The 21,391-nt window shown below is 46.7% G+C and carries 22 protein-coding genes and 1 pseudogene; 8 read left to right on the top strand and 15 right to left on the bottom strand.

Annotated features, from left to right (window positions below; all coding sequences use genetic code 11):
• Positions 1-18: 18 nt before the first annotated feature.
• On the bottom strand, positions 19-252 hold the full coding sequence (locus PJDR2_RS06065; protein WP_015842777.1) for an HPr family phosphocarrier protein: 234 nt from the start codon (positions 250-252) through the stop codon (positions 19-21).
• A gap of 118 nt (positions 253-370) precedes the next feature.
• On the opposite strand from PJDR2_RS06065, the gene PJDR2_RS06060 reads away from it, so the two are divergent.
• Positions 371-805, top strand: coding sequence for a DUF2663 family protein (locus PJDR2_RS06060; protein ID WP_083778046.1), 435 nt, complete (start codon positions 371-373; stop codon positions 803-805).
• Between the two features lie 39 nt (positions 806-844).
• Here the strand turns inward: PJDR2_RS06060 and PJDR2_RS06055 are convergent, their stop codons facing one another.
• The 5 genes and pseudogenes from PJDR2_RS06055 to PJDR2_RS06035 all read right to left on the bottom strand — a co-directional run bounded on the left by PJDR2_RS06055 (position 845) and on the right by PJDR2_RS06035 (position 6,408).
• Positions 845-1,777, bottom strand: coding sequence for a family 43 glycosylhydrolase (locus tag PJDR2_RS06055; RefSeq protein WP_015842775.1), 933 nt, complete (start codon positions 1,775-1,777; stop codon positions 845-847).
• Between the two features lie 82 nt (positions 1,778-1,859).
• Positions 1,860-2,642 carry a class I SAM-dependent methyltransferase gene (locus tag PJDR2_RS06050; RefSeq protein WP_015842774.1) on the bottom strand — a complete coding sequence of 261 codons (783 nt, stop codon included), beginning with the start codon at positions 2,640-2,642 and terminating at the stop codon, positions 1,860-1,862.
• Positions 2,643-2,795: 153 nt separating this feature from the next.
• Positions 2,796-4,970 carry an alpha-glucan family phosphorylase gene (gene glgP / locus PJDR2_RS06045; RefSeq protein WP_015842773.1) on the bottom strand — a complete coding sequence of 725 codons (2,175 nt, stop codon included), beginning with the start codon at positions 4,968-4,970 and terminating at the stop codon, positions 2,796-2,798.
• 191 nt (positions 4,971-5,161) lie between these two features.
• A pseudogene (locus PJDR2_RS06040) lies at positions 5,162-5,482 on the bottom strand (GNAT family N-acetyltransferase); the annotation flags it as partial.
• 11 nt (positions 5,483-5,493) lie between these two features.
• Positions 5,494-6,408 (bottom strand): DMT family transporter, encoded by a 915-nt coding sequence (locus tag PJDR2_RS06035; RefSeq protein ID WP_015842772.1) that lies wholly within the window; start codon positions 6,406-6,408, stop codon positions 5,494-5,496.
• Between the two features lie 148 nt (positions 6,409-6,556).
• On the opposite strand from PJDR2_RS06035, the gene PJDR2_RS06030 reads away from it, so the two are divergent.
• Complete coding sequence (locus PJDR2_RS06030; protein WP_015842771.1) at positions 6,557-7,441, top strand: AraC family transcriptional regulator; 885 nt, start codon at positions 6,557-6,559, stop codon at positions 7,439-7,441.
• A 45-nt stretch (positions 7,442-7,486) separates the two neighbouring features.
• Here the strand turns inward: PJDR2_RS06030 and PJDR2_RS06025 are convergent, their stop codons facing one another.
• Both PJDR2_RS06025 and lpdA read right to left on the bottom strand, forming a co-directional pair.
• Positions 7,487-8,455, bottom strand: coding sequence for an aldo/keto reductase (locus tag PJDR2_RS06025; protein WP_015842770.1), 969 nt, complete (start codon positions 8,453-8,455; stop codon positions 7,487-7,489).
• A gap of 223 nt (positions 8,456-8,678) precedes the next feature.
• Positions 8,679-10,061, bottom strand: a complete 1,383-nt coding sequence (lpdA, locus tag PJDR2_RS06020; RefSeq protein ID WP_015842769.1) for a dihydrolipoyl dehydrogenase — start codon at positions 10,059-10,061, stop codon at positions 8,679-8,681.
• Between the two features lie 165 nt (positions 10,062-10,226).
• Between lpdA and PJDR2_RS06015 the strand changes: the two genes are divergently transcribed.
• The 4 genes from PJDR2_RS06015 to PJDR2_RS06000 all read left to right on the top strand — a co-directional run bounded on the left by PJDR2_RS06015 (position 10,227) and on the right by PJDR2_RS06000 (position 13,350).
• Positions 10,227-10,796, top strand: a complete 570-nt coding sequence (locus PJDR2_RS06015) for a TetR/AcrR family transcriptional regulator (protein WP_015842768.1) — start codon at positions 10,227-10,229, stop codon at positions 10,794-10,796.
• Between the two features lie 138 nt (positions 10,797-10,934).
• Entirely contained in the window at positions 10,935-11,603 is a 669-nt protein-coding gene (locus PJDR2_RS06010) for an S-layer homology domain-containing protein (RefSeq protein WP_015842767.1), read from the top strand.
• Between the two features lie 144 nt (positions 11,604-11,747).
• Complete coding sequence (locus tag PJDR2_RS06005) at positions 11,748-12,395, top strand: hypothetical protein (RefSeq protein ID WP_015842766.1); 648 nt, start codon at positions 11,748-11,750, stop codon at positions 12,393-12,395.
• Positions 12,396-12,528: 133 nt separating this feature from the next.
• Positions 12,529-13,350 carry a DUF2935 domain-containing protein gene (locus PJDR2_RS06000; protein ID WP_015842765.1) on the top strand — a complete coding sequence of 274 codons (822 nt, stop codon included), beginning with the start codon at positions 12,529-12,531 and terminating at the stop codon, positions 13,348-13,350.
• Between the two features lie 28 nt (positions 13,351-13,378).
• On the opposite strand, the gene PJDR2_RS05995 is transcribed toward PJDR2_RS06000, so the two are convergent.
• The 3 genes from PJDR2_RS05995 to PJDR2_RS05985 all read right to left on the bottom strand — a co-directional run bounded on the left by PJDR2_RS05995 (position 13,379) and on the right by PJDR2_RS05985 (position 16,209).
• The gene (locus tag PJDR2_RS05995) at positions 13,379-13,885 is read right to left on the bottom strand and encodes an AAA family ATPase (RefSeq protein ID WP_015842764.1); all 507 of its coding nucleotides are present in this window, start codon (positions 13,883-13,885) and stop codon (positions 13,379-13,381) included.
• 75 nt (positions 13,886-13,960) lie between these two features.
• Positions 13,961-15,172: a sugar efflux transporter gene (locus PJDR2_RS05990; protein ID WP_015842763.1), complete on the bottom strand. Its 1,212-nt coding sequence runs from the start codon at positions 15,170-15,172 to the stop codon at positions 13,961-13,963.
• A 134-nt stretch (positions 15,173-15,306) separates the two neighbouring features.
• Positions 15,307-16,209 carry an AraC family transcriptional regulator gene (locus PJDR2_RS05985; RefSeq protein WP_015842762.1) on the bottom strand — a complete coding sequence of 301 codons (903 nt, stop codon included), beginning with the start codon at positions 16,207-16,209 and terminating at the stop codon, positions 15,307-15,309.
• Between the two features lie 168 nt (positions 16,210-16,377).
• Between PJDR2_RS05985 and PJDR2_RS05980 the strand changes: the two genes are divergently transcribed.
• Positions 16,378-17,232: an aldo/keto reductase gene (locus tag PJDR2_RS05980; protein ID WP_015842761.1), complete on the top strand. Its 855-nt coding sequence runs from the start codon at positions 16,378-16,380 to the stop codon at positions 17,230-17,232.
• 78 nt (positions 17,233-17,310) lie between these two features.
• Here the strand turns inward: PJDR2_RS05980 and PJDR2_RS05975 are convergent, their stop codons facing one another.
• The 4 genes from PJDR2_RS05975 to PJDR2_RS05960 all read right to left on the bottom strand — a co-directional run bounded on the left by PJDR2_RS05975 (position 17,311) and on the right by PJDR2_RS05960 (position 20,033).
• Entirely contained in the window at positions 17,311-17,769 is a 459-nt protein-coding gene (locus PJDR2_RS05975; protein WP_015842760.1) for a MarR family winged helix-turn-helix transcriptional regulator, read from the bottom strand.
• Positions 17,770-17,904: 135 nt separating this feature from the next.
• Positions 17,905-18,426 carry a thiol peroxidase gene (gene tpx, locus PJDR2_RS05970; RefSeq protein ID WP_015842759.1) on the bottom strand — a complete coding sequence of 174 codons (522 nt, stop codon included), beginning with the start codon at positions 18,424-18,426 and terminating at the stop codon, positions 17,905-17,907.
• 48 nt (positions 18,427-18,474) lie between these two features.
• Positions 18,475-19,401 carry a thioredoxin-disulfide reductase gene (gene trxB / locus PJDR2_RS05965; protein ID WP_015842758.1) on the bottom strand — a complete coding sequence of 309 codons (927 nt, stop codon included), beginning with the start codon at positions 19,399-19,401 and terminating at the stop codon, positions 18,475-18,477.
• Between the two features lie 263 nt (positions 19,402-19,664).
• The gene (locus PJDR2_RS05960) at positions 19,665-20,033 is read right to left on the bottom strand and encodes an ArsR/SmtB family transcription factor (RefSeq protein WP_015842757.1); all 369 of its coding nucleotides are present in this window, start codon (positions 20,031-20,033) and stop codon (positions 19,665-19,667) included.
• A gap of 188 nt (positions 20,034-20,221) precedes the next feature.
• Between PJDR2_RS05960 and PJDR2_RS05955 the strand changes: the two genes are divergently transcribed.
• Positions 20,222-21,301, top strand: a complete 1,080-nt coding sequence (locus PJDR2_RS05955) for a copper resistance D family protein (RefSeq protein WP_015842756.1) — start codon at positions 20,222-20,224, stop codon at positions 21,299-21,301.
• Positions 21,302-21,391: the final 90 nt, after the last annotated feature.

Here is a 21,391-nt window from a genome sequence, read left to right as displayed (position 1 = left end):
CTGCGCGTACCGGTCTTTCTAACCAATCACGAGAAACGGCTCCAGCTCTTTGAAAAGTTTCTTATAGTTCACGTCATCCGGGATGACAAGCGTTAACGGCTCGTTCAGCTTTAGTACAAACAAGCCAAGAATCGACTTGGCGTCGGCCATCCCGCTTTTGCCGTGAATCCAGATATCGAAGTCGTAACGGGATACGATATGGTTGATTTGTTCAATGTCCTTCACGTCTCTTACTTTAATCGGCGTGATCATCGGTCAATCTCCTTCCTTCATCCAATTTTTTCTTATTAGTTGTTTGCCGGCAGACATTGCTTTATGCGTACAGGCATAACATGTATTGGACAGGTAAGTTTGAAGGGAGGGGGCTGGCATAGCTTGGCGTGAACTCATACCAAACGATGCAAGGAAAACATTCGACACACTCATCGACCGTAAGAGAAAGTGGGAAACGTACAAATCAAGAGCTGCTTTTTGTGCACTGCTATGCTTGTTTTGTTTTTTAATGTTTGGCATTGTCTACTTCCGTAATATCGGCACCATTCACGGCAGCTTTGCAAGTTTGTATGAGAGCATCATGAACAGTTCCTTCCTTGTCTTCCTGTTAGCCGTTTTTATCGTCAGCTTTGTTTACCTGTACTGGCTGGCCAAGGAAATCGATAAAGCGAAGAAAAAGTATGAGACTCTTAGAATCGAGACCGTTGATAAATTCGATACAACCTGGCTAAAGAGCATCAACTTCGAGACAAGAAGCGAAATTTCCATCGAGATGAACAGCTACGATATTAATATCGATTACAAGGGTTAAATAAAAAGACGTATGGGAGTCCCATACGTCTTTTTCGCATTATTTCCCCGGCACCCCGAAGTCAGGCGTCCCGTCTTCCTTCCAAGTGAATGCCTGGATGCGGGCATGGCGGTTAGGATCGGAAAGCGGACTGCCGATAAGCTCTTTATAAGGTCTCGCATGATACACCATAAGATCGGTCGCGCCGTCCTCGCTAACGGTAAAGCTGTTATGCCCCGGCCCGTAATTTTCCGTCTCCTCATTGGTCTCGAACACAGGCTCGGGATGCTTGATCCAACTGCCCGGGTCGAGCAAATCCGCTTTCAGAGAAGCTTCCAATAGGCCCATGCAATACCGGTGATCGGTTGCGCTTGCGGAAAAGGCCACAAATATTCGCCCATTGCGCAGCAATACGGCAGGCCCTTCGTTCACCCGGTAGCCTTGAATCTCCCAGTCATATTCCGGTGTGGAGATCAACATTTGCGGTCCCATAATCGTCCACGGGTTAGCCATCTTGGCTATGTACAGATTGCTGTCGGATTCTTTATATTGCGCCCAGATCAGATACCGTTCCCCGTTATGCTGGAATGTTGTCGCATCCAGGGAGAAGCTTTCAAAGTCCAACTCGATTTTGCCTTTTTCCACCCATGTGCCCGTAATGGGATCTTCATCGCAGCACTCCAGCACATACGGTCGAATCGCCCATTGATCCTCCGCCGTGCCTGCCGCGAAATAGACGTACCACTTGCCATCGATAAAATGAAGCTCGGGCGCCCAAATATGGTTGCTCATCTCGCCTGTTTCATGCTTCCGCCAAATGACCGTTTCCTGCGCTTGAGCAAGCCCCTCCAGCGTAGCGGCTTTGCGCAGCACAAGCCGGTCATACTCCGGTACGGAAGCGGTAAAGTAATAAAGACCATCCGTATGCTTGAGCACATATGGATCCGCCCGGTTTACAATCCAAGGTTTGAGATAATTGCTAGTATCCAACATGACTTCGTCACCTCGAGGAATGAAGTTTTTACTCCGTTTGCCTGGATAATATTATAACGGAAAAGCAACTGTTGTCCCTACCCTATTCCAAAACAGCCAATACCATCCACTCATCAATCGTAATGGATTGAATCTCCCCACCCTCCAGCTTCAGTCCGATATATTCCTGAGCATCGCCGCCGCCATTAAGGATAAAGGTAGCAACCTCTTTCACTTGATCCTCGCTTCGGGTTGTTCTTCTTACCCATTTCGGATAATCGAAGCTCTTTTTGCGAATCCGGTTATTTGAGATTTTTAATCCCGCTCCAAGCAGCCACCGCTCCCATTCGCTTACCGAATGGCATCTGTAATGGCTCTCATCCCTTAGCAGCTCTATCTGGTTGACGTATGTATCGATGGATTTATCTTCGGGAACGACATTATCAATGAGTAAAAATTTCCCGCCCTGCTTTAATACTCGCGCAGCCTCCCGCACAAACTGCTCCGGATTCGGAAAATGATGCGCGGCAATCCGGCATGTCACGATATCGAAGGTCTGGTCTAGAAACGGAAGGTTCTCCGCATCCGAGACAACAAATTCAACATTTTCACGATCGGGCTGAATAAATTGACGAGCGGTCTCCAGCATAGGCCTCGTTAGATCAGCGGCAAATACGGTATTCACAAAAGAGGATAACTTCTTCGCCACATGTCCTCCGCCCGTTGCAATGTCCAAAGCTTTGTGATGGCTTTCGGGCTGCAGCCATGTTAGCAGGAGGTCCAGATCATCCCCTCTGGCATGAGCCTCGCTCGACACATACTCGGACCTACTACGCGAAAATTGCTCGACCACTTTATCCTTTTGGTTCCTATCCTCTTGTTCCATAAATAACGCTCCCTCCCTCATTCAATCTGGTAAACCTGTCTTATATCTAATGATATCGAAAACCTCTATGGATTTCACTTTAATGGTTGAGAACACGCAAAAATCCGGATCCCTGGAGATCCGGATTTTTGCGTTATTTATATTATCTCCTGGCTATTCCCCCCAAGCAGCCAGCTCCAGCTCGAATTCGTTAGCGAAATCCGGGCTGATTGGAGTAACCCGCACGTTGACGTCAGCCTTCCAGATGTTGTCTGTCGGGATGTCTGCGGAAGCTCCCTCAAAGACGTATAAACCCTTCTCCTGCTGTTGTACCGGTTCCAGCTTCACCTTCCAGATACCGCGATGGCCATCGGAGCCAACCGCTTCCACACGCACGTCCCCGCGCCATATGGTGCCTAGTTGAATTTCGGCGCTGAATTTTTTCGTCCCGTTCCTGCTGCCATTGTCTTCTTGAATATCCACGTTCCTGACCTGGACGGCCGACCAATTGCTGCGAATGAATTGCTTGTAGGCGGCAACCCTGGACGCAACCTCATAGTTATCCGCAGCGTACCGCTTCCCTCTCGCGCTTGTTGGCACGTACATCTTGTTCCAATAATCGGTTACCATTCTGTGGGTGTTGTAGACCGGCGCAAGCGAGCAGATCGATTCCTTCATTAGGCTGATCCATTCCGCGGGGACATTCCGATCCCCCCGCTTGTAGTACAGCGGAATAATCTCTTCCTCGAGCAGCCGGTAAAGCGATTCGGTATCCTGCTTAGCCTGCAGCCAAGGATCGCCATCGATCGTGCTCTCGATCGCCCAGCCGTTTCGCCCGTTGTAGCCTTCCACCCACCAGCCGTCCAATACGCTGCAGTTAAGCACGCCGTTCAAGGCGGCCTTTTGCCCGCTTGTACCGCTGGCTTCCATTGGCTTGAGCGGCGTATTGAGCCATACGTCCACGCCTTGAACAAGCAGCTTTGCCTTATCCATCGCGTAGTTCTCAATCATGTAAACACGGTTTTTGAACCTTTCATCCTGAGACAGCTCTACGATTTTGCGGATCAAATCCTGCCCCGGTCCATCCGAGGGATGTGCCTTGCCTGCGAACACGAGAACCACTGGACGATTAGGATTGCCCAGGATGCGTGCGATCCGCTCCGGGTCGTTAAAGATAAGCAGCGCCCGCTTATACGTGGCAAACCGTCTCGCGAAACCGATGATTAACGGTACTCCGTCCGAAGGAGAGATCGGCAGTCCAAAAGCTTGCAGCATCTTGGCTTTCGCCCGCTGATGCTCCTCCCACAGCTCGATATTCGGAATCTCCCGAACAGCAGCCCATGCCTCGGGCTCCGCTGCTTTCAGGGACCATTCGGACGGGAGATGCCGGTCGAACAGTTCTTTTAGGCTGGAGGCCAGCCATGTTCCCGTGTGGATGCCGTTCGTAACCGAATCGACGGGAATATCCTTTGCCGGAATATACGGCATCCAGCGGTGGAACATTTCCCGGGTAACTTCACCGTGCAGCTTGCTTACTCCGTTCACTTTCGACGACGCGCTGACGGCAAGGCGCGTCATGTTAAACACGCCATTCATACTGCCGAGCGATAATACCCGCTCCCTGTCGGCTCCAAGCTGCCAGTAATAGTCGCCGAAATAACGGTCCATCATCTCGACGGAGAAAACATCATGCCCCGCCGGAACCGGTGTATGCGTCGTGAAGACGGTACTTGCCTTGACGACTTCAAGTGCCGTCTCGAAAGGTACCCCTTCAGCGGACAGCATGCGGATGCGCTCCAGGGTCAGGAATGCGCAATGCCCTTCGTTCATATGCCAGACTTCGGGATGAATGCCAAGCGCGGTAAGCAATCTCGTACCGCCAATGCCGAGGAGAATCTCCTGGCTTATGCGAATATCCTGTGCGCCGGGATACAGCGTGTCAGTCAAGCGGCGGTCCGCTTCGCTGTTTGATTCAACATCTGTATTGAGCAGGTATAGGGTGACAGAGCCCACCTGCACGGAAAACGCTTTTGCATAGATCTTTCTGCCCTCCAGCGGAATCTCGGTAAGGATAGGACGACCGTTGTCGTCCCGCACAAGCTCAACCGGGTAAACACTCGCTTCCAGATCGACTTCGGGATACCAATGATGCTGCGAACCGCCTTCGTCAATATGCTGCTGAAAATAACCTTTACCGTAAAATATGCCTACGCCCGTAAGGGGAATATTCAAGTCTGCTGCCGCCTTGATATGGTCGCCAGCCAGTATGCCAAGACCACCCGAATAAATCGGTAAGGATTCATCAAGTCCAAACTCCGCCGAGAAATACGCAATCCTGCTATTTTGCATGTTTCCACCTCGTTTTTCACCAATTTGCGCCATGAAAGCGCCTTTAAAACTTGATGCCTTACTACTATATGCCGGTTTATGGTACTCGTGCCTATACATTTTGTTGAGGGAAATGCAACAAAAAAGCAGCTAATCATTCATTCTGATTAGCCGCTCTGGTGAATAGAGGTTATGTCAACGTCTTGCTCATTATATAATCTTCTTTTGTTACGGCCGATAGCGATTTCCAATGCCTTGTCAAAAAGATGCTTGCCGAGCCCTTTTCTCTGGAAGCCGGAACGAATATAAATCCTTTCGATCTCAAATGATTCGTCCCCCATCGCTTCCGTTTGGGCATCATCTGCGTTTACCTTTAAATAGCCGGCAGCTTCTTCATCGCAAACAATGAAATAAAATTCCGAAGACGGATTGGACCATTCCTTATCCAGCTTCTCCACATCAAAGGCCCGTTCCATATATGCCTTCATCTGTTCAGGCGAATTCTGATCTTTAAATGTATCGTTAAAGGTTATAGCTCCTTAGCTCATCCATGGTTGCCGACTTTCCGCCCTCCGATGAATGATTTTGCCCAGAAGTACATGCCCATGCCGAATAATGTGATCATGCCGCCTGCAAGCTGAAATAAAGAAATGTTTTCTCCCAATAGCAGGTACGCGAGAATAATAGCAAGAACCGGCTCGCCAATAATACCTACCGAGACGGTAGTGGCGCCGATGGATTTTAATAGCACATTAAATAAAAATTGCCCAAAAATAGTCGGGATAATCGAAAGCAGCAAGAAGTAGATCCAATCGGACGAGTTATAGTCCGTGAAAGAATAGCCGTTCAGCAAATTATTGATAAGCAAAACAACGCCGCCGATGAAAAAAACGATAATGCTGTAGACATTGGCATCGATTTTGCTGCTTACTTTCTGTCCCGCGAGCAAGTAACCGGACACGGCTAACGTGCCGATTAACGATAAACCGTCACCAATTAACGCTTCTCTCGATACGCCTATGTCTCCCCATGCGATAAGGATGGAACCAAAGAGAGCTGCAACCAAGCAAGCTATTGTAAGCACATTAGCCTGCTCTTTAAACAATAAGTATGAACCGATCATGACAAATAACGGCTGCAAGGCCAGAATGACCATGGAGCTTGCGACCGAGGTATGCACCAGGGATTCCATCCAGAACAAAAAATGAAGGCCTAATAATATTCCGGCCAGGACCACGATACTCCAGTCTTTCATATTCAGCTTTAAAGAGCGAAGCTGCCTCCAAGGCACAAAAGGCAGCATGATGATAACCGTAATAAACAACCGGTACATCCCCGCCACGGAAGTTGGCGTATCCGAGAATTTAATGAGGATCGATGAAACCGAAACTGACAAAATACTGATAAATAACAAAACAAACGGATGAGACGGTAAAGAAGCTTTCTTTAATTTAAGCATGGTTCCTCCAAGCAAATAGACAATTGCCCGTGCACGGGAATTGTAAGGGTAAGCCTAAGCTGGATATAATAATATCATCACGGATGTTTGATTTGTGCAATAATATCTTTCATTTATATTGAAATATCGTCAACAAAGGAGCATGACTGTGGGGAAGCAACTATACGAGGCTATACGATTTCCGGACGAGACCTTTCCGTACATCATGTACACGCATACGATCCATCGCTCGATTCCCGAAGGCAGAGGCTTTAACGATCTGCATTGGCATGAAGAATTGCAGATTACGTTAGCGACCAAAGGGAATTTAACGATCCAGATTAACGGAATCGACTATCGTTTGCATACGGGCCAGGCTATTTTCATCAACAAAAGCGTCCTTCACATCGTGACTGACCTGACCGCTGAAGGCGAATATGTCAGCTTTAACTTCCCGGAGAAGCTGCTTGCCTTCTATTCCGACAGTGCCATGGAAAAAAACTATGTCCTTCCGTTTACCAACTCCTATCTATTGTCCTTCGAGATTAAAGGCGATACGGAATGGCAAAAGCAAATCTTGAACATTCTCTGGTCCATGAAAAAGGAATTCGAGATCAAAAAAAGCTGGGGATGGCAGTATGAGATTTCGATTAAAACCGTTCAGTTATGGTTGATTCTGATCTCGAATATCTCCCTGCCGTCGGAGGAATCCTCTAAGCATAACCGGCTGAAGCAAGAGAGGCTGCAATTAATGCTAAGCTTTATCCATCAGAACTATTCGAATCCGATAACGTTGAAGGAAATTGCCGATGCCGCTCATTTAAGCGTGTCGGAGTGTACGCGCAGCTTTAAAACCAGCATCCGCATGACTCCTTACTCCTACTTGGTTAAGTACCGGATTAACAAAAGCTGCGAGCTGCTGCAGTCGACGGAATATACGATAACCGAAATAGCCAGCAGAGTTGGCTTCAATCAAGTGAACCATTTTATCCAGGCTTTTAAGAAGGATCTCAAGCTTACGCCAAAAGAGTTTCGTAAAAACAGGACGGAATAGCCGGGCATAAAAAAACCGCCAAAGCTTGGCGGTTTTTTCTATCTTCTAATCCTGTAAAGTCAGATAAGCCAAATCCGCTTCGGTAAACCGAATCTCATCGGCTTTTAAAGAATCCTCAAGCTGATCATGAGTATGGCAGCCAATGATCGGGATAGTCGGAAACGGCTGTGACAGCATATAGCCTAGAACGACTTGGCTGACGGAAATGCCTTTCTCTTCTGCGAGAGTACGGATCCGCTCTAATTTCTTCCGATTATGTTCCGATCGATACTTCGGCGCAACACTATCGTTGTCAAAGTTTAGCCGACCAGCGGCAAGCTTGCTGAATAATCCTTGCGCCTGCGACGAATACGGAATGGCAGCCAGACCAGTCCGGCGATGCAGCCCAAGCATGTCCTCGTCCATAACGACCAGCGTTTGATCTTCCAATTGGGATGGATCAACCGAAGCCAGACTCCACATCGGCTGGTTCGCGGAAAATGGCTGCAGCCCATGCGATGCGGCATAAAGCTGCGCCTCTTGAATTCTATCCGTTGTCCAATTGGAGCAGCCGAAACATCGTATTTTACCTTCCTTAACAAGATCATTCAAAGGCTCCACAATCTCGCCGACATCACGGCTATTATCATCCCGATGGAGCCAGTACAGATCGATGGTGTCCGCTTGCAGTCTTCCCAGACTTCCTTCAACGTCTTCTCTGATTTCCTCGGGAGACATGCGAGAAGTCAACATCGTCGATAACCGAGGATGCGCCCCCTTTGTCGTTACAATTAATTGATTGCGGTTGCCTCTGGACTTCATCCACTTTCCGATTGTACGCTCGCTGACGCTTGGTTCGCCCGGCAGCCAGTTCGCGTACACCTCCGCCGTATCAACCATATTTCCGCCGTTGCCCGCGTAAGCATCCATTAGCGCAAATGACTCCTCTTCGCTCAGCGCACTGCCAAAAGGAACACCGCCCAGCGCGAGCGATGAACTTGTAAGATCGGTTCCCGGTATCTTTACCTGCTTCATATGTACCTCCTAACCTTAGTCCTCCTTATATTGTATCAGGGAATAATTTCTATAAACAATCATCAAACCTTGCTCCAAGCAAAAGCGGCAACGGAAAATGATATCCGATTGCCGCTGTTATTGCGCATGTACTCCTATATTCAGCTATCCAGTCCGAATTTCCACAGCAGCACGCGTTCGAATTCACACCGGCGCGTTATTCTCTCTATGTGACGCTCTAATGCTACTTTTTCGCCAACCTCTTCACGGCGTTCTGCGCTGCCTCCATTATCACTTCACCTAATGTAGGATGAGGATGGATAGTTAACGCCAGATCTTCAACCGTCGCTCCCATCTCGATGGCAAGGCTAAGCTCCGATACGAGAGTGGAAGCTTCTGCTCCAACGATTTGAGCTCCCATAATCAATCCCGTTTCCGCGTGGGCAATCACTTTTACGAAGCCTTCCGGCGCTCTGACTGCCAAGGCCCTTCCGTTTATGCCAAATGAAGACCTTCCGGCAATCGTCGGAATCGCTTTTGCTTTGCACTCCGTCTCGCTTAATCCGACGCTTGCCAGCTCCGGCCCGGAGAACACGACAAGCGGGATCACTTTGTAATCTATCATGGTTGGCAATCCGGCAATAGCTTCGGCTGCAACTATAGCTTCGTAAGAAGCTTTATGGGCAAGCGCCGGTCCTTCGGTAATATCCCCGATTGCAAAAACATGAGGAACTTCGGTTCTGCATTGCTTATCCGTCCCCATTAATCCTTTGCTTGTTGTCCGCAAACCGATTCGGTCGAGCCCTAGGCTTCCATCCGTATTTGGTCTTCTTCCGACCGTTACCAGCGCATAATCGGCTCTAATGGAGTGGCGGACGTCATTTCCGACGTAATGAAGCGTAATCCCTTCCGAATCCTGCTCCGCTCTAACAGCTGTGGCTTCGGTTACGATGGTCATCCCGTCGGCATTCATTTGCTTCATAACCGGAGCAACCAGATCTGCTTCGAACCCTGGCAAGACTTGTTGTCCCCCCTCCAAAATAGTGACCTTGCTGCCGAATTTCGCGTACATCTGTCCCAATTCAACCCCGATATAACCGCCCCCGATCACAATCAGGCTCTCCGGTATGCTGGCAAGAGACAAAGCTTCCGTCGAAGACAAGACACGGCTGCCAAAGGGAATGGCCTTAAGCTCAACCGGACGAGAGCCCGTCGCCAAGATTGCGTATTTGAAAGCTACTGCCTGCTCCGTTTCCAATTGTGTGATCCTGGCCGTATGTTCATCAATAAAGCTCGCCTCACCTTCCAGAACCGTGACGCCGGCACTCTTTAAGAGGTATTGAACGCCTCCTGATTGCTTGTTGACGACCGCTTCTTTAAAAGCCTGGGCCTCCTCAAAAGAATCCACGGAGCTGGAACGGCTCCATAACCTACGCGAATGATAGCGATGCGCCTCCGCGATTAACGCTTTGGAAGGGATACAGCCCACATTCGTGCATATACCGCCTATTGGGCCGCGTTCAACCACGATTGTCTTCATTCCAAGCTGCGCTGACCGTACAGCCGCCGCATAACCTCCCGGCCCCGAGCCAATGACTAAAACATCTGCTTCTATTTGTCTCTCCATTTCCGACAACCTCCCAAACCCTAAATATGATGACCATAATATATTATTATCATCATATATAGATGGAGTCAATATATCGACTAAATGGCGAATTAAAATTGCATAAACGTTAAAAATCCCTATAATAATATTAAGATCATCATATTTACGGGAGTGTGGATTGGAATGCCCTATACCAAAGCCCATAAACTAAATATCCGCGAGAAAATAGTTCAAAATGCCGCCAATGAATTCCGCCAGAAGGGTATCAAGGAAGTCAGCGTACCTCAAATCATGAAGGGGGCCGGCTTAACGCATGGCGGTTTCTATGCCCATTTCGCGAATAAAGATCAACTCGTGGCCGAAGCTTGCCGGAAAGCCATCGAAGAGACGATTAATCTTCTGCAAGGAGCTACGGTTCGGAAAGAAGATGCTGCCAAATTACAAACCGTCATCGATTATTACCTCAGCACCACGCATCGGGATCAACGGGAAATCAGCTGTATCCTCCCTACGCTGTCCAGCGAAATCTCCCGTTCTTCGGAAGAAATTAGAGAAGCGTTTACTTTGGAGGTCACCCGATTTTTCAGCTTCATAGCGGGAATGATCGGAAAAAACAATGAAAAAAGCATGGCCATTGTAAGCTCTATGGTTGGCGCTTTGTTACTAGCCCGCTCCGTTAACGATCCCGAATTAAGCCGGAATATTCTGGATGCCAGCAAGCGCTATGCCAAAGAAATGGCAGCCTTGCAATAAGTCATTCAAGCTGCTCGCGCACGTCATATTAACGTATTGTTAAGTTTATAAAAAAAGGTAAGTAGCATTGCAACCTTTTTTGGAAAAGCCCGTCTATGAGGAAGGAACGTTCCAAAAACTTGATGAGGTGATTCCAGCATGACGAAAAAATCCAAATTCGTTACTTTAGCAGCTACAGCCGTACTTACCCTGTCCATTGCCGGACAGAGCTTTGCGGCAACAAATCCGTTCTCGGATATTGCCAATGTACCCGCTAAGGATAAAATTACGGCATTGCAAAATAAAGGTTTGGTGCAAGGCGTTGGCGAGGACCGCTATTTCCCTGACGCAACGCTAACTGCAGCACAAGGTATTCAGCTTATTGTTAATGCTCTTGATCTGAACATCGATACGCTTCGTTTCTTCAAAGAGCCTCATGCTACGGACTATTTCCCGAAAGCAGACGATAATGCTTGGTATGCGGATGCGCTTATCATTGCGGCTAACAATAACATTGGCCTGCCAAATGATCTGGATCCTAACAAAACATGGACCAAAGAAGAGTTCACCCACCAGCTTATCCTTGCTATCGAGCAGCATAGCAATCTGCCGATGATTAAAATTGCTCCGGTGGCGTTTAACGACCAAGACGAGGTATCCGTCTCGTACGATGGTTCCATCCAAAGAGCGCTTGTTCTGAAAATCGCTGAGCTTGACCAGGATGGAAACTTCAATCCTACGGATGATATTACTCGCGCGGATGCAGCCGTACTCATCTACAATGCACTCGCCTACATCGGTGAAGCTCCCGCTCCATCGGCTGAATAATTGTTAGAAGAAAACAGCTGGCCCATTGGGCCGGCTGTTTTTGCGTTGCAGTATTTTTTGTGAGATACCTCGTGCATAATGGCGGTTAAAATATCCATAATAATACAGGTTGTATGATTAAAAATGCACAAGGAGCAGATAAACGTGAAAATGAAATGGATACTGGCATTACTTTTAACCTTCGGGCTCGTTACTACCTTGAATCCGGCAGGTGTATCCGCTCAGGCGGCTAAAGAACAGAAAGCGGAATGCATAACTCCCCAGATGGTACAATTGAAAGCGGATATGCAGAGACTTTTGATCGACCATACCATATGGACGAGAAGCTATATTGTAAGCGCGCTATCGGATCTTAAAGATCAACAGGACGTTTTGGACCGACTTTTGAGGAACCAGCAAGACATCGGCAATTCAATTAAACCTTACTATGGGGAAGCAGCCGGAAATAAGCTTGCTGATTTATTTAGAGAACATATTGTGATCGCAGGAAAAATTGTAGCGGCTGCAAAAGCGAACAAACAAGACGAAGTAAAGAAGTTAGAGGCTGATTGGCATAAAAACGCGGATGATATTGCTGCATTTTTAAGCTCCGCAAATCCAAACTGGCAGTTTAAAGCCTTGCAAGATATGCTGTACACTCACCTTCAGTATATTACAGATATGGTGCTGAGCTATATTAAGGGAGATTGGAAGGCAAATATTACGACTACGGATCAAAATGAGACGCACATGATCCATCTGGCTGATATGCTAACGGAAGGCATTATTAAGCAGTTCCCCAATAAGTTTTAGATTGAGTAAAAAATGAACAAAGAGACTCCTGTTGTTTGGGAGTCTTTTTTATTTTCCAGTATTTGACTGTTATCGAACAAGACCGACCTAACATAAGCTTCATGAGGCGACAATTACGGGAGGGTGGTTGCAATTGAATGAATTTGTAACGCGTTCGCTAGACGAGGTTCGTTTCTGGTCCAGAATTATGAAAGAGCATTCGCTGTTCTTGAAACTTGGATTTCGCTGCGAGGACACCCAGCTCATTCAAGAAGCTAACGGATATTACTCCGTGTTTGAACAGATTGAAACAAAGGCGGATCAATATAATGCTAACACTGACCCTCAAACCATTCGGGCATTCAATGTAGAGGTGTATAATGCCGCCGTTCATATATATGTTTTTAAACGCAAGGTGCTTGGTTTAATCATAAACTGCAAGCTCCCTGGCGGAAACAACTTCCCCCTCTTGGTGGACCATACCAGCAGAGAAGCCAACTACTTTAGAAATCGTCTCGCCGAACTCAATAACGGTCAGCTTGAACCGCTGCATGATGCTATTATTGATGAGAACGTGTTCTTCTTAAAAATCATGGCCGACCATGCCAAATTTATAGGACATTTACTTGATCCTTCAGAACGGAAATTAGTGGAGCAAGCAAGGGATTTCAGCAATGATTTTGATACCTTGCTTTGGCAGGCCCAAGATTTAAGCTCCATGAGGCCCCAGTCGCAAAGCCAACCCTTATTGACTCAATTTTTGGATCAAAATCGTGTTTCCGTGGTCAGCCTTCGCGATTTCAAAAAGACTGCAAGGGATCTTATTGAGGCTTGTCGCATTAAAAGCATCATTCACCCTTTGCTTGCTGATCATGTTTATAGGGAAGCCGAGCGGTTCCTGGAAATTATCGATATGTTCGAAAATCATTTAAACGGGAATCGGCCACCGGATTTTGATTATCATTCATTGCATTGAGTTTCCTTTTTGATAATCGAGCAGCCGGTCATATTGACCGGCTGTTGTTTAGCTGTTCATATAATGTCTTAAAGCTTTCGGCCACCGTTTGATGAGCGGTATCGATGACGATGCGATCTCGGTCCCAAGGTTCGTACTGACGGTTCCTGACCTGCTCCCACGTAGGTAGAGCAAAGTCCGGAATATCTGCTTCACGCGTTTCGACCCGATGCCTGTGTTCGCGTTCGTCAGAGCAGACCACTTCGATTTCAACTAACGGAATTTCAAGAGCTTCCGCCACATGGCGCCAAGCCTCACGCGTTATTTGGATGGGATTGACCGTATCCGCTATCACGTCAAGACCTAACCTGAGATTCTGCGATGCCATCGCGTAACATACCATGTAACCTTCAGGTCCATCGATCAACATTCCAGCTTCCTTCATAGCCTGCTCCACCACATCCACCCGGAGATACACACCGCGTAACTCCTTGGCCAAAGCTGACGATAAGGTTGTCTTCCCAGCGCCGGGCAATCCGCTAAATATATAAAGCATATACTCGCCTCCTTCGCGACCCGATAGTTGATTTTTATGCTATAGATTTATTAGTTTTTATTCAAGTTCATCCGCTTATTTCTTAGCCGTCATTTCATAATTACTCTTTACTGGAATAGGTCTGCTGCTCCACAAGACAAAAAAGGAAATAATGACGGTCGCAAGGCATACCCAGTAAACGTCTCGAATTCCTGCATATTCAGCAATAATACCGCCGCCTAAATTCCCCAATAATCTTCCCATAATGGATCCGTTGTAATAGATCGTCGAAGCCATACCCGGCGATTCCGGAAGCAACTCCGTAAAAAAACTTAATCCGTTCCCCATAACTATAGCTACAAATATGGCTTGCAAAAGCTGTGCCGGAATTAGCTGCCAGGCATCCGTAGACACACTTAATACAACGTTGTATAGGATGGCAATAAAACAAGCGCCTATCAGCAAGAGATGGTTCGATACTTTTCCGCCGAATGAACCTAAAATAAACATGATCGGAATCTCCAAACCGGCACAAATACTAACAACCAGCCCTACTTCAGAATGTGAACCATGAAGCTCGTTTACTATAAATAGCGGCGTCACAATTCCGTTTACGGCATTTACCGCAAATAGAAAAATAAAAGCGATCAAAGGATACCATATCCTCTTTCGGTCAACTGAGGTTGCGGCAGTATGGTTTGCTTTCTTTTTTTGAATCGCTCTTCTATTTGGAAGCAATAGAAATACGATAGTTGCAACAACAATAAAGATAGCGGACGTTCCGAGGAATAGTCCCTTATAACCGTTGACTTCCAAAATAATGGTCCCAAATAGCGGTCCCACTAAGAATCCTAGCGATACAAGCGAACGCAGCGCAGACATCGCAAACGTCTTATCATCCGAATTGCTTTCATTGGCGGATTCGTGCGCATAAGCGTAAATCTGGGGCATGGCCGATGCTCCTAATCCGCTGAAAAAGCTAACGACAATAAGTAAAGTCAAAAAGTTATCAAACACGAGATAAGAAATATAACCAAGCGCGGACGACGTGGCGGCTAAAGAAATAATGATTTTTCGATCAAAGTTACGATCCGAGTATTTGCCTATGATGGAGTTCGCAATAACCCCGCTTAACGAACCCACAGCTGTAAAAGCGCCAAACGCTCCGGTGCTCATCCCTAATTTCTCGGTGCAATAGAGAGCTAAGTAAGGCATTGTAATCGAGATTCCGATACCGATTAAGAGAACGCAAATGACAAATAACCGATATCCCTTAATTACCAAAATACTTTTTAGTCGCAGATACACTTTTGACCTCCTAATAGCATCTGAATTCTTTTATCTTATTATGGAGGTCGTAAACAAAAAGCCGTTATCCCGTTTATCCCGAATCTTTGCCTATTCCTCTCAATGCTGATAAAAGCATTGATTCATTCAGGCTGTCAAATAGGCGACTGACCTTTGAAACGTTTAATATCCTGGATAGGCGGAGAGCCAAACATTCTGGCATACTCCCTGCTGAATTGCGAAATGCTTTCATAACCAACCCGATAGGCGACATCAGAGGCATCCGTTGACTCGGTTAGTAATTGCCTTCGAGCTTCCTGCAGTCTCATTTGCTTTTGAAATTGAAGAGGACTCATGGCCGTAACCTCTTTGAAATGACGATGGAAAGTTGAACTACTCATGTTCGCTATCTCTGCAAGTTCCTCGATCCGTATTGGATGATGGAAATTATTCATGATATGTTCGATCACGTCTCTAATTTGATGAATTGAACTCTCCTCCATGACAATTCCCTTTAAAATATCTCCATTTTCCCCTTGCAGCACTCTATAGAGAATTTCATCCGTATACAGCGAAGCAAGTAAGGGAATATCTTCAGGATGATCCAGCAAACGGGCCAGCCTGATAACCGCATCCAGCAGCGAAGTTTCCACATGGCTGACAAACATAGCGCGTTTAGGGTTCTCTTTAGGAGCGGTTTGAAGTTTAGAATCATACAGAACCTTTAAGATTTGACTAGGCATAAATTCAAGCCTGAGACCTAAATAAGGGACATCGGGAGTAGCTTCCGTAACCTGGGTGGTAACCGGCAAATGAACCGATGCAACAAGATAGTCGGCAGGACTGTAGACAAAGTGGTCTTTACCCAGCCATACGTCCTTCTCCCCTTGCGCGACTAGACAAAATGAAGGCTTGTATACTCCATGGCTCGGACCGGTCGCATTCGAACGCCGCATAAAAAACAGGGATGGAATTGCTGTTTTTAGAACTCCGTCTTCTTCTACGTAACGTTCAATAATTTGGGCAAGCTCATTTTGCCGCGTAATGATTATAGACATTTGATTCTCCCCGTTCCATTGATCTGTAAGTTAATTATAGACCAGATGTTCTCTGTTAAATAAGTAGTCGCGAGAGGATTAGGCAAACATTTGGGATGAATGGGATAACGATCGCTGTATCATTAGGTACATAATAACGATGTGATTAAAAATATGGGAGGGTAATATATGCAGCAAACCGTAACTTTGAACAATGGCGTTGAAATGCCTATTCTCGGCTTTGGAGTTTTTCAAATTCCGGATCCTTCCGTATGCGAACAAAGCGTATATGACGCTATTATTGCAGGTTACCGGCTCATTGATACCGCGGCTTCTTATTTAAATGAAGAGGCGGTCGGAAAAGGAATCAAACGCAGTGGCGTGGCAAGAAAGGACTTGTTTATTACTACGAAGCTTTGGGTTCAGGATACCGGTTACGAACGCACTAAAAAAGCATTCGAAAATTCGTTGAACCGATTGCAATTGGATTATTTGGATTTGTACTTAATACATCAGCCTTATGGAGATGTTCACGGCTCTTGGCGTGCTATGGAGGAATTGTATCACGAAGGTAAGGTCCGGGCGATTGGCGTCAGCAACTTCCATGAGGACCGCTTGATCGATTTGATTCTTCATAACGAGGTAGTCCCTGCCGTAAACCAGGTTGAGACGCATCCATTCCACCAACAGGTTGAGAATGCAACATTTATGAAGGAACATCATGTTCAGATTGAATCCTGGGCCCCGTTTGCGGAAGGGAAAAATAACTTATTCCAGAATGAAGCGTTAGTAGCTATAGCTGCAAAGCATAACAAATCCGTTGCCCAAGTGGTTTTACGTTGGTTAACCCAAAGAGAAGTTGTTGTCATCCCTAAGTCGGTTCGCAAAGAAAGAATTATCGAGAACCTTCATATTTTCGATTTTGAATTAAATCGCGAGGATATGGAGTTGATTGCTTCTTTAGATACAAAACAAAGCTTGTTCTTCTCGCATCGGGATCCCGAGATGGTGAAGTGGCTCGGTACCCGCAAACTTGATATTTAAACAAATAAAATCCCTCCGGTCGACAAAGCCGTAATCAGGCTCGCATGCGCCTGATTGCGCTGTCTTCCGCGAGGGATCTTATTTTGCTGACGAATTTTCATTAATTTGATATAGCAGCTTCTGGATCGTTCCGTTCAATACGCCAATTTCCGTTTCGGTCATCCCGCTTGCTTCAAGAAGCGACCTCGGTACGCACATCGATTGATCTTTGAGCGCTATTCCTTTGTCGGTAATCCGGATATGCAGAACCCGCTCGTCTTCCTTCGAACGTTCCCGCCGGACAAGTCCCGCGGCTTCCATTCTCTTCAGCATCGGCGTCAACGTACCGGAATCCAAGACCAATTGTTCGCTAATATCTTTGACCGACATCGTCTCATGTTCCCATAGTGCAAGCAGGACCAGGTATTGAGGGTAGGTTAAGTCCAAATCGTCCAGCAACGGCCGGTACATACGGAAAATAGCTCTCGAGCACGCATATAACGAAAAACACAAATGAGCATCCAACGGTATATGAGGCCCCTGACTATCTTGATTCATCGTTCATCCCTCCTCTGACGTTTCTTCGTTGCCCTTCATATTACAATCCTTTTCCTAAAAAAACAATGCAACTGAAGAAGGCCCTTTGAGCGAAAGCTGGTCAAAGGGCTCTTCATCTCCAGGCCGAGGGATCGCTTACTGCGAGAGCTCGCGCAAGGCAGTAAGCGCGGCATCGTAATTCGGATGATCGGACATCTCGCCCAAATATTCGGCGTAGCGGATGATATCGTTGGCGTCGACGATAAAGATCGCGCGTTGATCCAGCTGCAGTTCCTTAATCAACACGCCATATGCCGCGCCGAAGCTGCGATGTTTATAATCCGACAAGGTGATGACGCGCTCGATGCCGGCTGTCGCGCAAAACCGGCTCTGCGCGAATGGCAAGTCAACCGAGATCGTCAATACGACAACGTTATCGCCCAGCTTCGACGCTTCTTGATTGAATCGGCGAGTTTGCGCATCGCATACGTCGGTATCCAGCGAAGGCACGACGGAAATAAGCTTGATTTGGCCTGCATAGTCGGAAAGGCTTGCTTCGGTCATGAGATCTTTGTTGATGGTGAATGCCGGAGCCTTGTCCCCGATTTTCAACTCCGGGCCTATCAGCGTAATCGGTTGTCCGCCTACTGTTGCTTTACCTGTACGTTCTTGTGTCATGAGAAAAACCTCCATTAGATAATTAGTTTTTATTGTTATTAATTCGAATTAGTGCTGTTCAAACAAAAAGCTTTCGCAATCCAATGCCGCTTTGGCGCCGCTGCCCGCTGACGTAATCGCCTGACGGTATATCGGATCCATGACGTCTCCGCAGGCGAATATGCCGGGAACGTTCGTGCGGGAGGTTCCAGGAACAACCTCTATATAACCGTGCTCGTCGGTTTGAATCTGGCCGCCTAGGAACCCGGTATTCGGACGATGTCCGATCGCGAGGAAAATTCCGTCCGTTTCCAGCACTTCTTCCTCTCCCGTCGCGTTGTTGCGTACTTTAAGACCGGTTACTCCTTTGCCTCCGGATATTACTTCCAAAGGAGTCTCATTGAGACTCCACGAGATTTTCTCGTTTCTGCGCGCGCGATCCTGCATGATTTTCGAAGCTCGCAGCTCTTCTCTGCGATGCACGAGGCGGACTTCGGAAGCGAATCGCGTCAAGAACTGCGCCTCCTCCATCGCGGTGTCGCCGCCCCCGATGACGATAATTTTTTTGTTGCGGAAGAAGAATCCGTCGCAAGTTGCGCAAGTGCTGACCCCTTGGCCGATATTTTCGACTTCGCCGGGTATACCGACCATTTTCGCCGAAGCCCCGGTGGACAGGATCACCGCATCCGCCGTTATTTCGGTTCCGCCTTCCAGATACAACGTAAACGGACGTTTCGACACATCCACGCGGGTTACGAAGCCGGATTGAATTCGTGCACCGAATCGCTCGGCTTGCTTACGCATATTGTCCATGAGCTCCGGCCCCGTGATTCCATCGGGAAAACCGGGGAAGTTCTCAACTTCCGTCGTTGTTGTCAATTGTCCACCCGGCTGCGATCCTTCAATAATAAGCGGAAACAGGTTCGCCCGAGCCAAATAGATTGCAGCTGTTAGTCCCGCAGGACCCGTTCCGATAATAACCGTTTGATGATGCATGATGTACTCCTCCTCAAATTCATTTGCCAACAAATCGTTTGCGCACAAATCTTTTGAACTAAGCATATCCTCTGCATATTAGTTTGTCAACAAATTAATTGTAAACAATTTAAATGACGGCATTTCACTTATCGGTACGGGATGGCAATCGGAACGAGAATCATATCATCCACGATGGTTTGGTTTCACTCGCTTTGGCGTCCATTGTGTAATCATCCTTTTAAATAAAGAGTGCCGCTCTGAACAAGAGCGGCACTTTGTTATCAATCATGTTTCAAATGTTGTAGGGTTTGAACGAAAATTTGCTCAACGTGCTCATCATCAAGAGAATAAAACACAGTCTTTCCCACTTTACGTCTCTTCACAATCCGCATATTGCGCAAGGAGCGCAATTGATGGGAAATCGCTGACTGTCCCATTCCCAGCACCTCACATAAATCATGAACACATAATTCGGACTGTAATAAGGTATGGATAATTCTAACCCGAGTCGGATCCCCTAATGCTTTAAATAAATCTGCTAAATCCGTTGCTGCGGATTCAGGTATCAGTTTTTCTTGTATTTTAGTGATATCAACCGCTGTTCCGTTGCAAGTCTCATCACATGCATCAACTAATGTTTTATCCGTCATAGGTACCTCGCCGGTATTTGTCTTTTAACGTGAAGATCATTATATCATAGACGATGCAAGTTAACTATGCGGATGTCGGATGTCACTACTCTCCAACTCAATTGCTCCAACACATGAACATATTCTCAATTATTAATTCATGATAAGATAGATCCCAGTAGTCCAATCCTTGCTTTGGAGTTGATTCTTTGTATATCTACTTTTTTGAAACTCTTCTTTACCTCTCGTTCGCCATCACCGCAGGCTATCTTTTACTCGAGTTTATCCCGGGCGGATTAAAACCGGAAGTCCTTGTACCCGTTCGCATTATCCAATTAGCGGCTATTGGAATTCCGATATTCTCTTTTGCGTCTATCGTGAGAACGTCCGTCATTCTAATGGATTTTGCCCCGCAAATGTCTTTTGCGGAAGTCCTACTGATTGTGTTAAACGACTATTCATTCGGGCGGGCCTGGATCATGAGTTTTATTCTTGGCAGCGCTTTATTTATGGTTATTTCTTTTAATGGCTTAAAGCATAAATCTTCGAAATGGGTCGCAGCAGGTATTTGGATTTGCATGGTTCTGGTTCACGGATATGCAAGTCACCCCGCCGCACTCTCCAAAACCTGGGGACTTCTAGCTCAAACTATACATGTTGGTGCAGTCTCTGTTTGGCTTGGCATTCTTATTCTTGTCGCTTGGTTTAGAAAAGGAAGCTGGAATTGGAGAGCCTTTACGCGCTGGTACACGCCATTGTCGATCGCTTGTATGACGCTTATCGTAATCGCGGGTTTTGTGATGATGTCAATTATCATTGAGGTTGGGTATATCAACTCATGGGGAATTAATTATGGCGAGGCGCTGCTGTTAAAGCATCTACTGTTCATTCCGCTTATCCTGTTAGCATTCATGAATGGATTTCTAACCAAAATATATGCAAACGGCCAGAATGAACGTAGCTTACAGTCCTGGCTTAAAGCGGAAGGTCTTGTTGCCTTATTTATTCTTATTACAACGGCATTCATGGGTATTCAGGAACCGCCTCACGAGACAGAATCCGAAGAACCCGTACCTTCTCCTTTGTTTAAATTGCTACATAATGAACGAACTGACTTATCTCTTCAATGGCATTGGAATATGGTTGGAGCCCTTTGCGTGGCAATGGGCCTTATTTCGTTCCTTCTTTTATTTGCAGCCTACAGAAAAAACAAAATGGGGTTATTCGCGATCTGTACGGTGGCTGCCGTGTTATTCCCTTTCTTAGGCTTGCTTCAATCCGTGAGTTAGAAAAAGTTCAATGCGAGAGACAGCTTTCCTTCTTTTGGGCAGAATAGGTTTGACAATTCTCAGCCTGTAACATAATATATGAGCAAGTAT

This window comes from Paenibacillus sp. JDR-2, assembly GCF_000023585.1.
In the GTDB taxonomy this organism is placed as follows: domain Bacteria; phylum Bacillota; class Bacilli; order Paenibacillales; family Paenibacillaceae; genus Pristimantibacillus.
The sequence above is the reverse complement of the archived record's forward strand: the minus strand, read 5'-3'. Positions and strand labels throughout refer to the sequence as shown.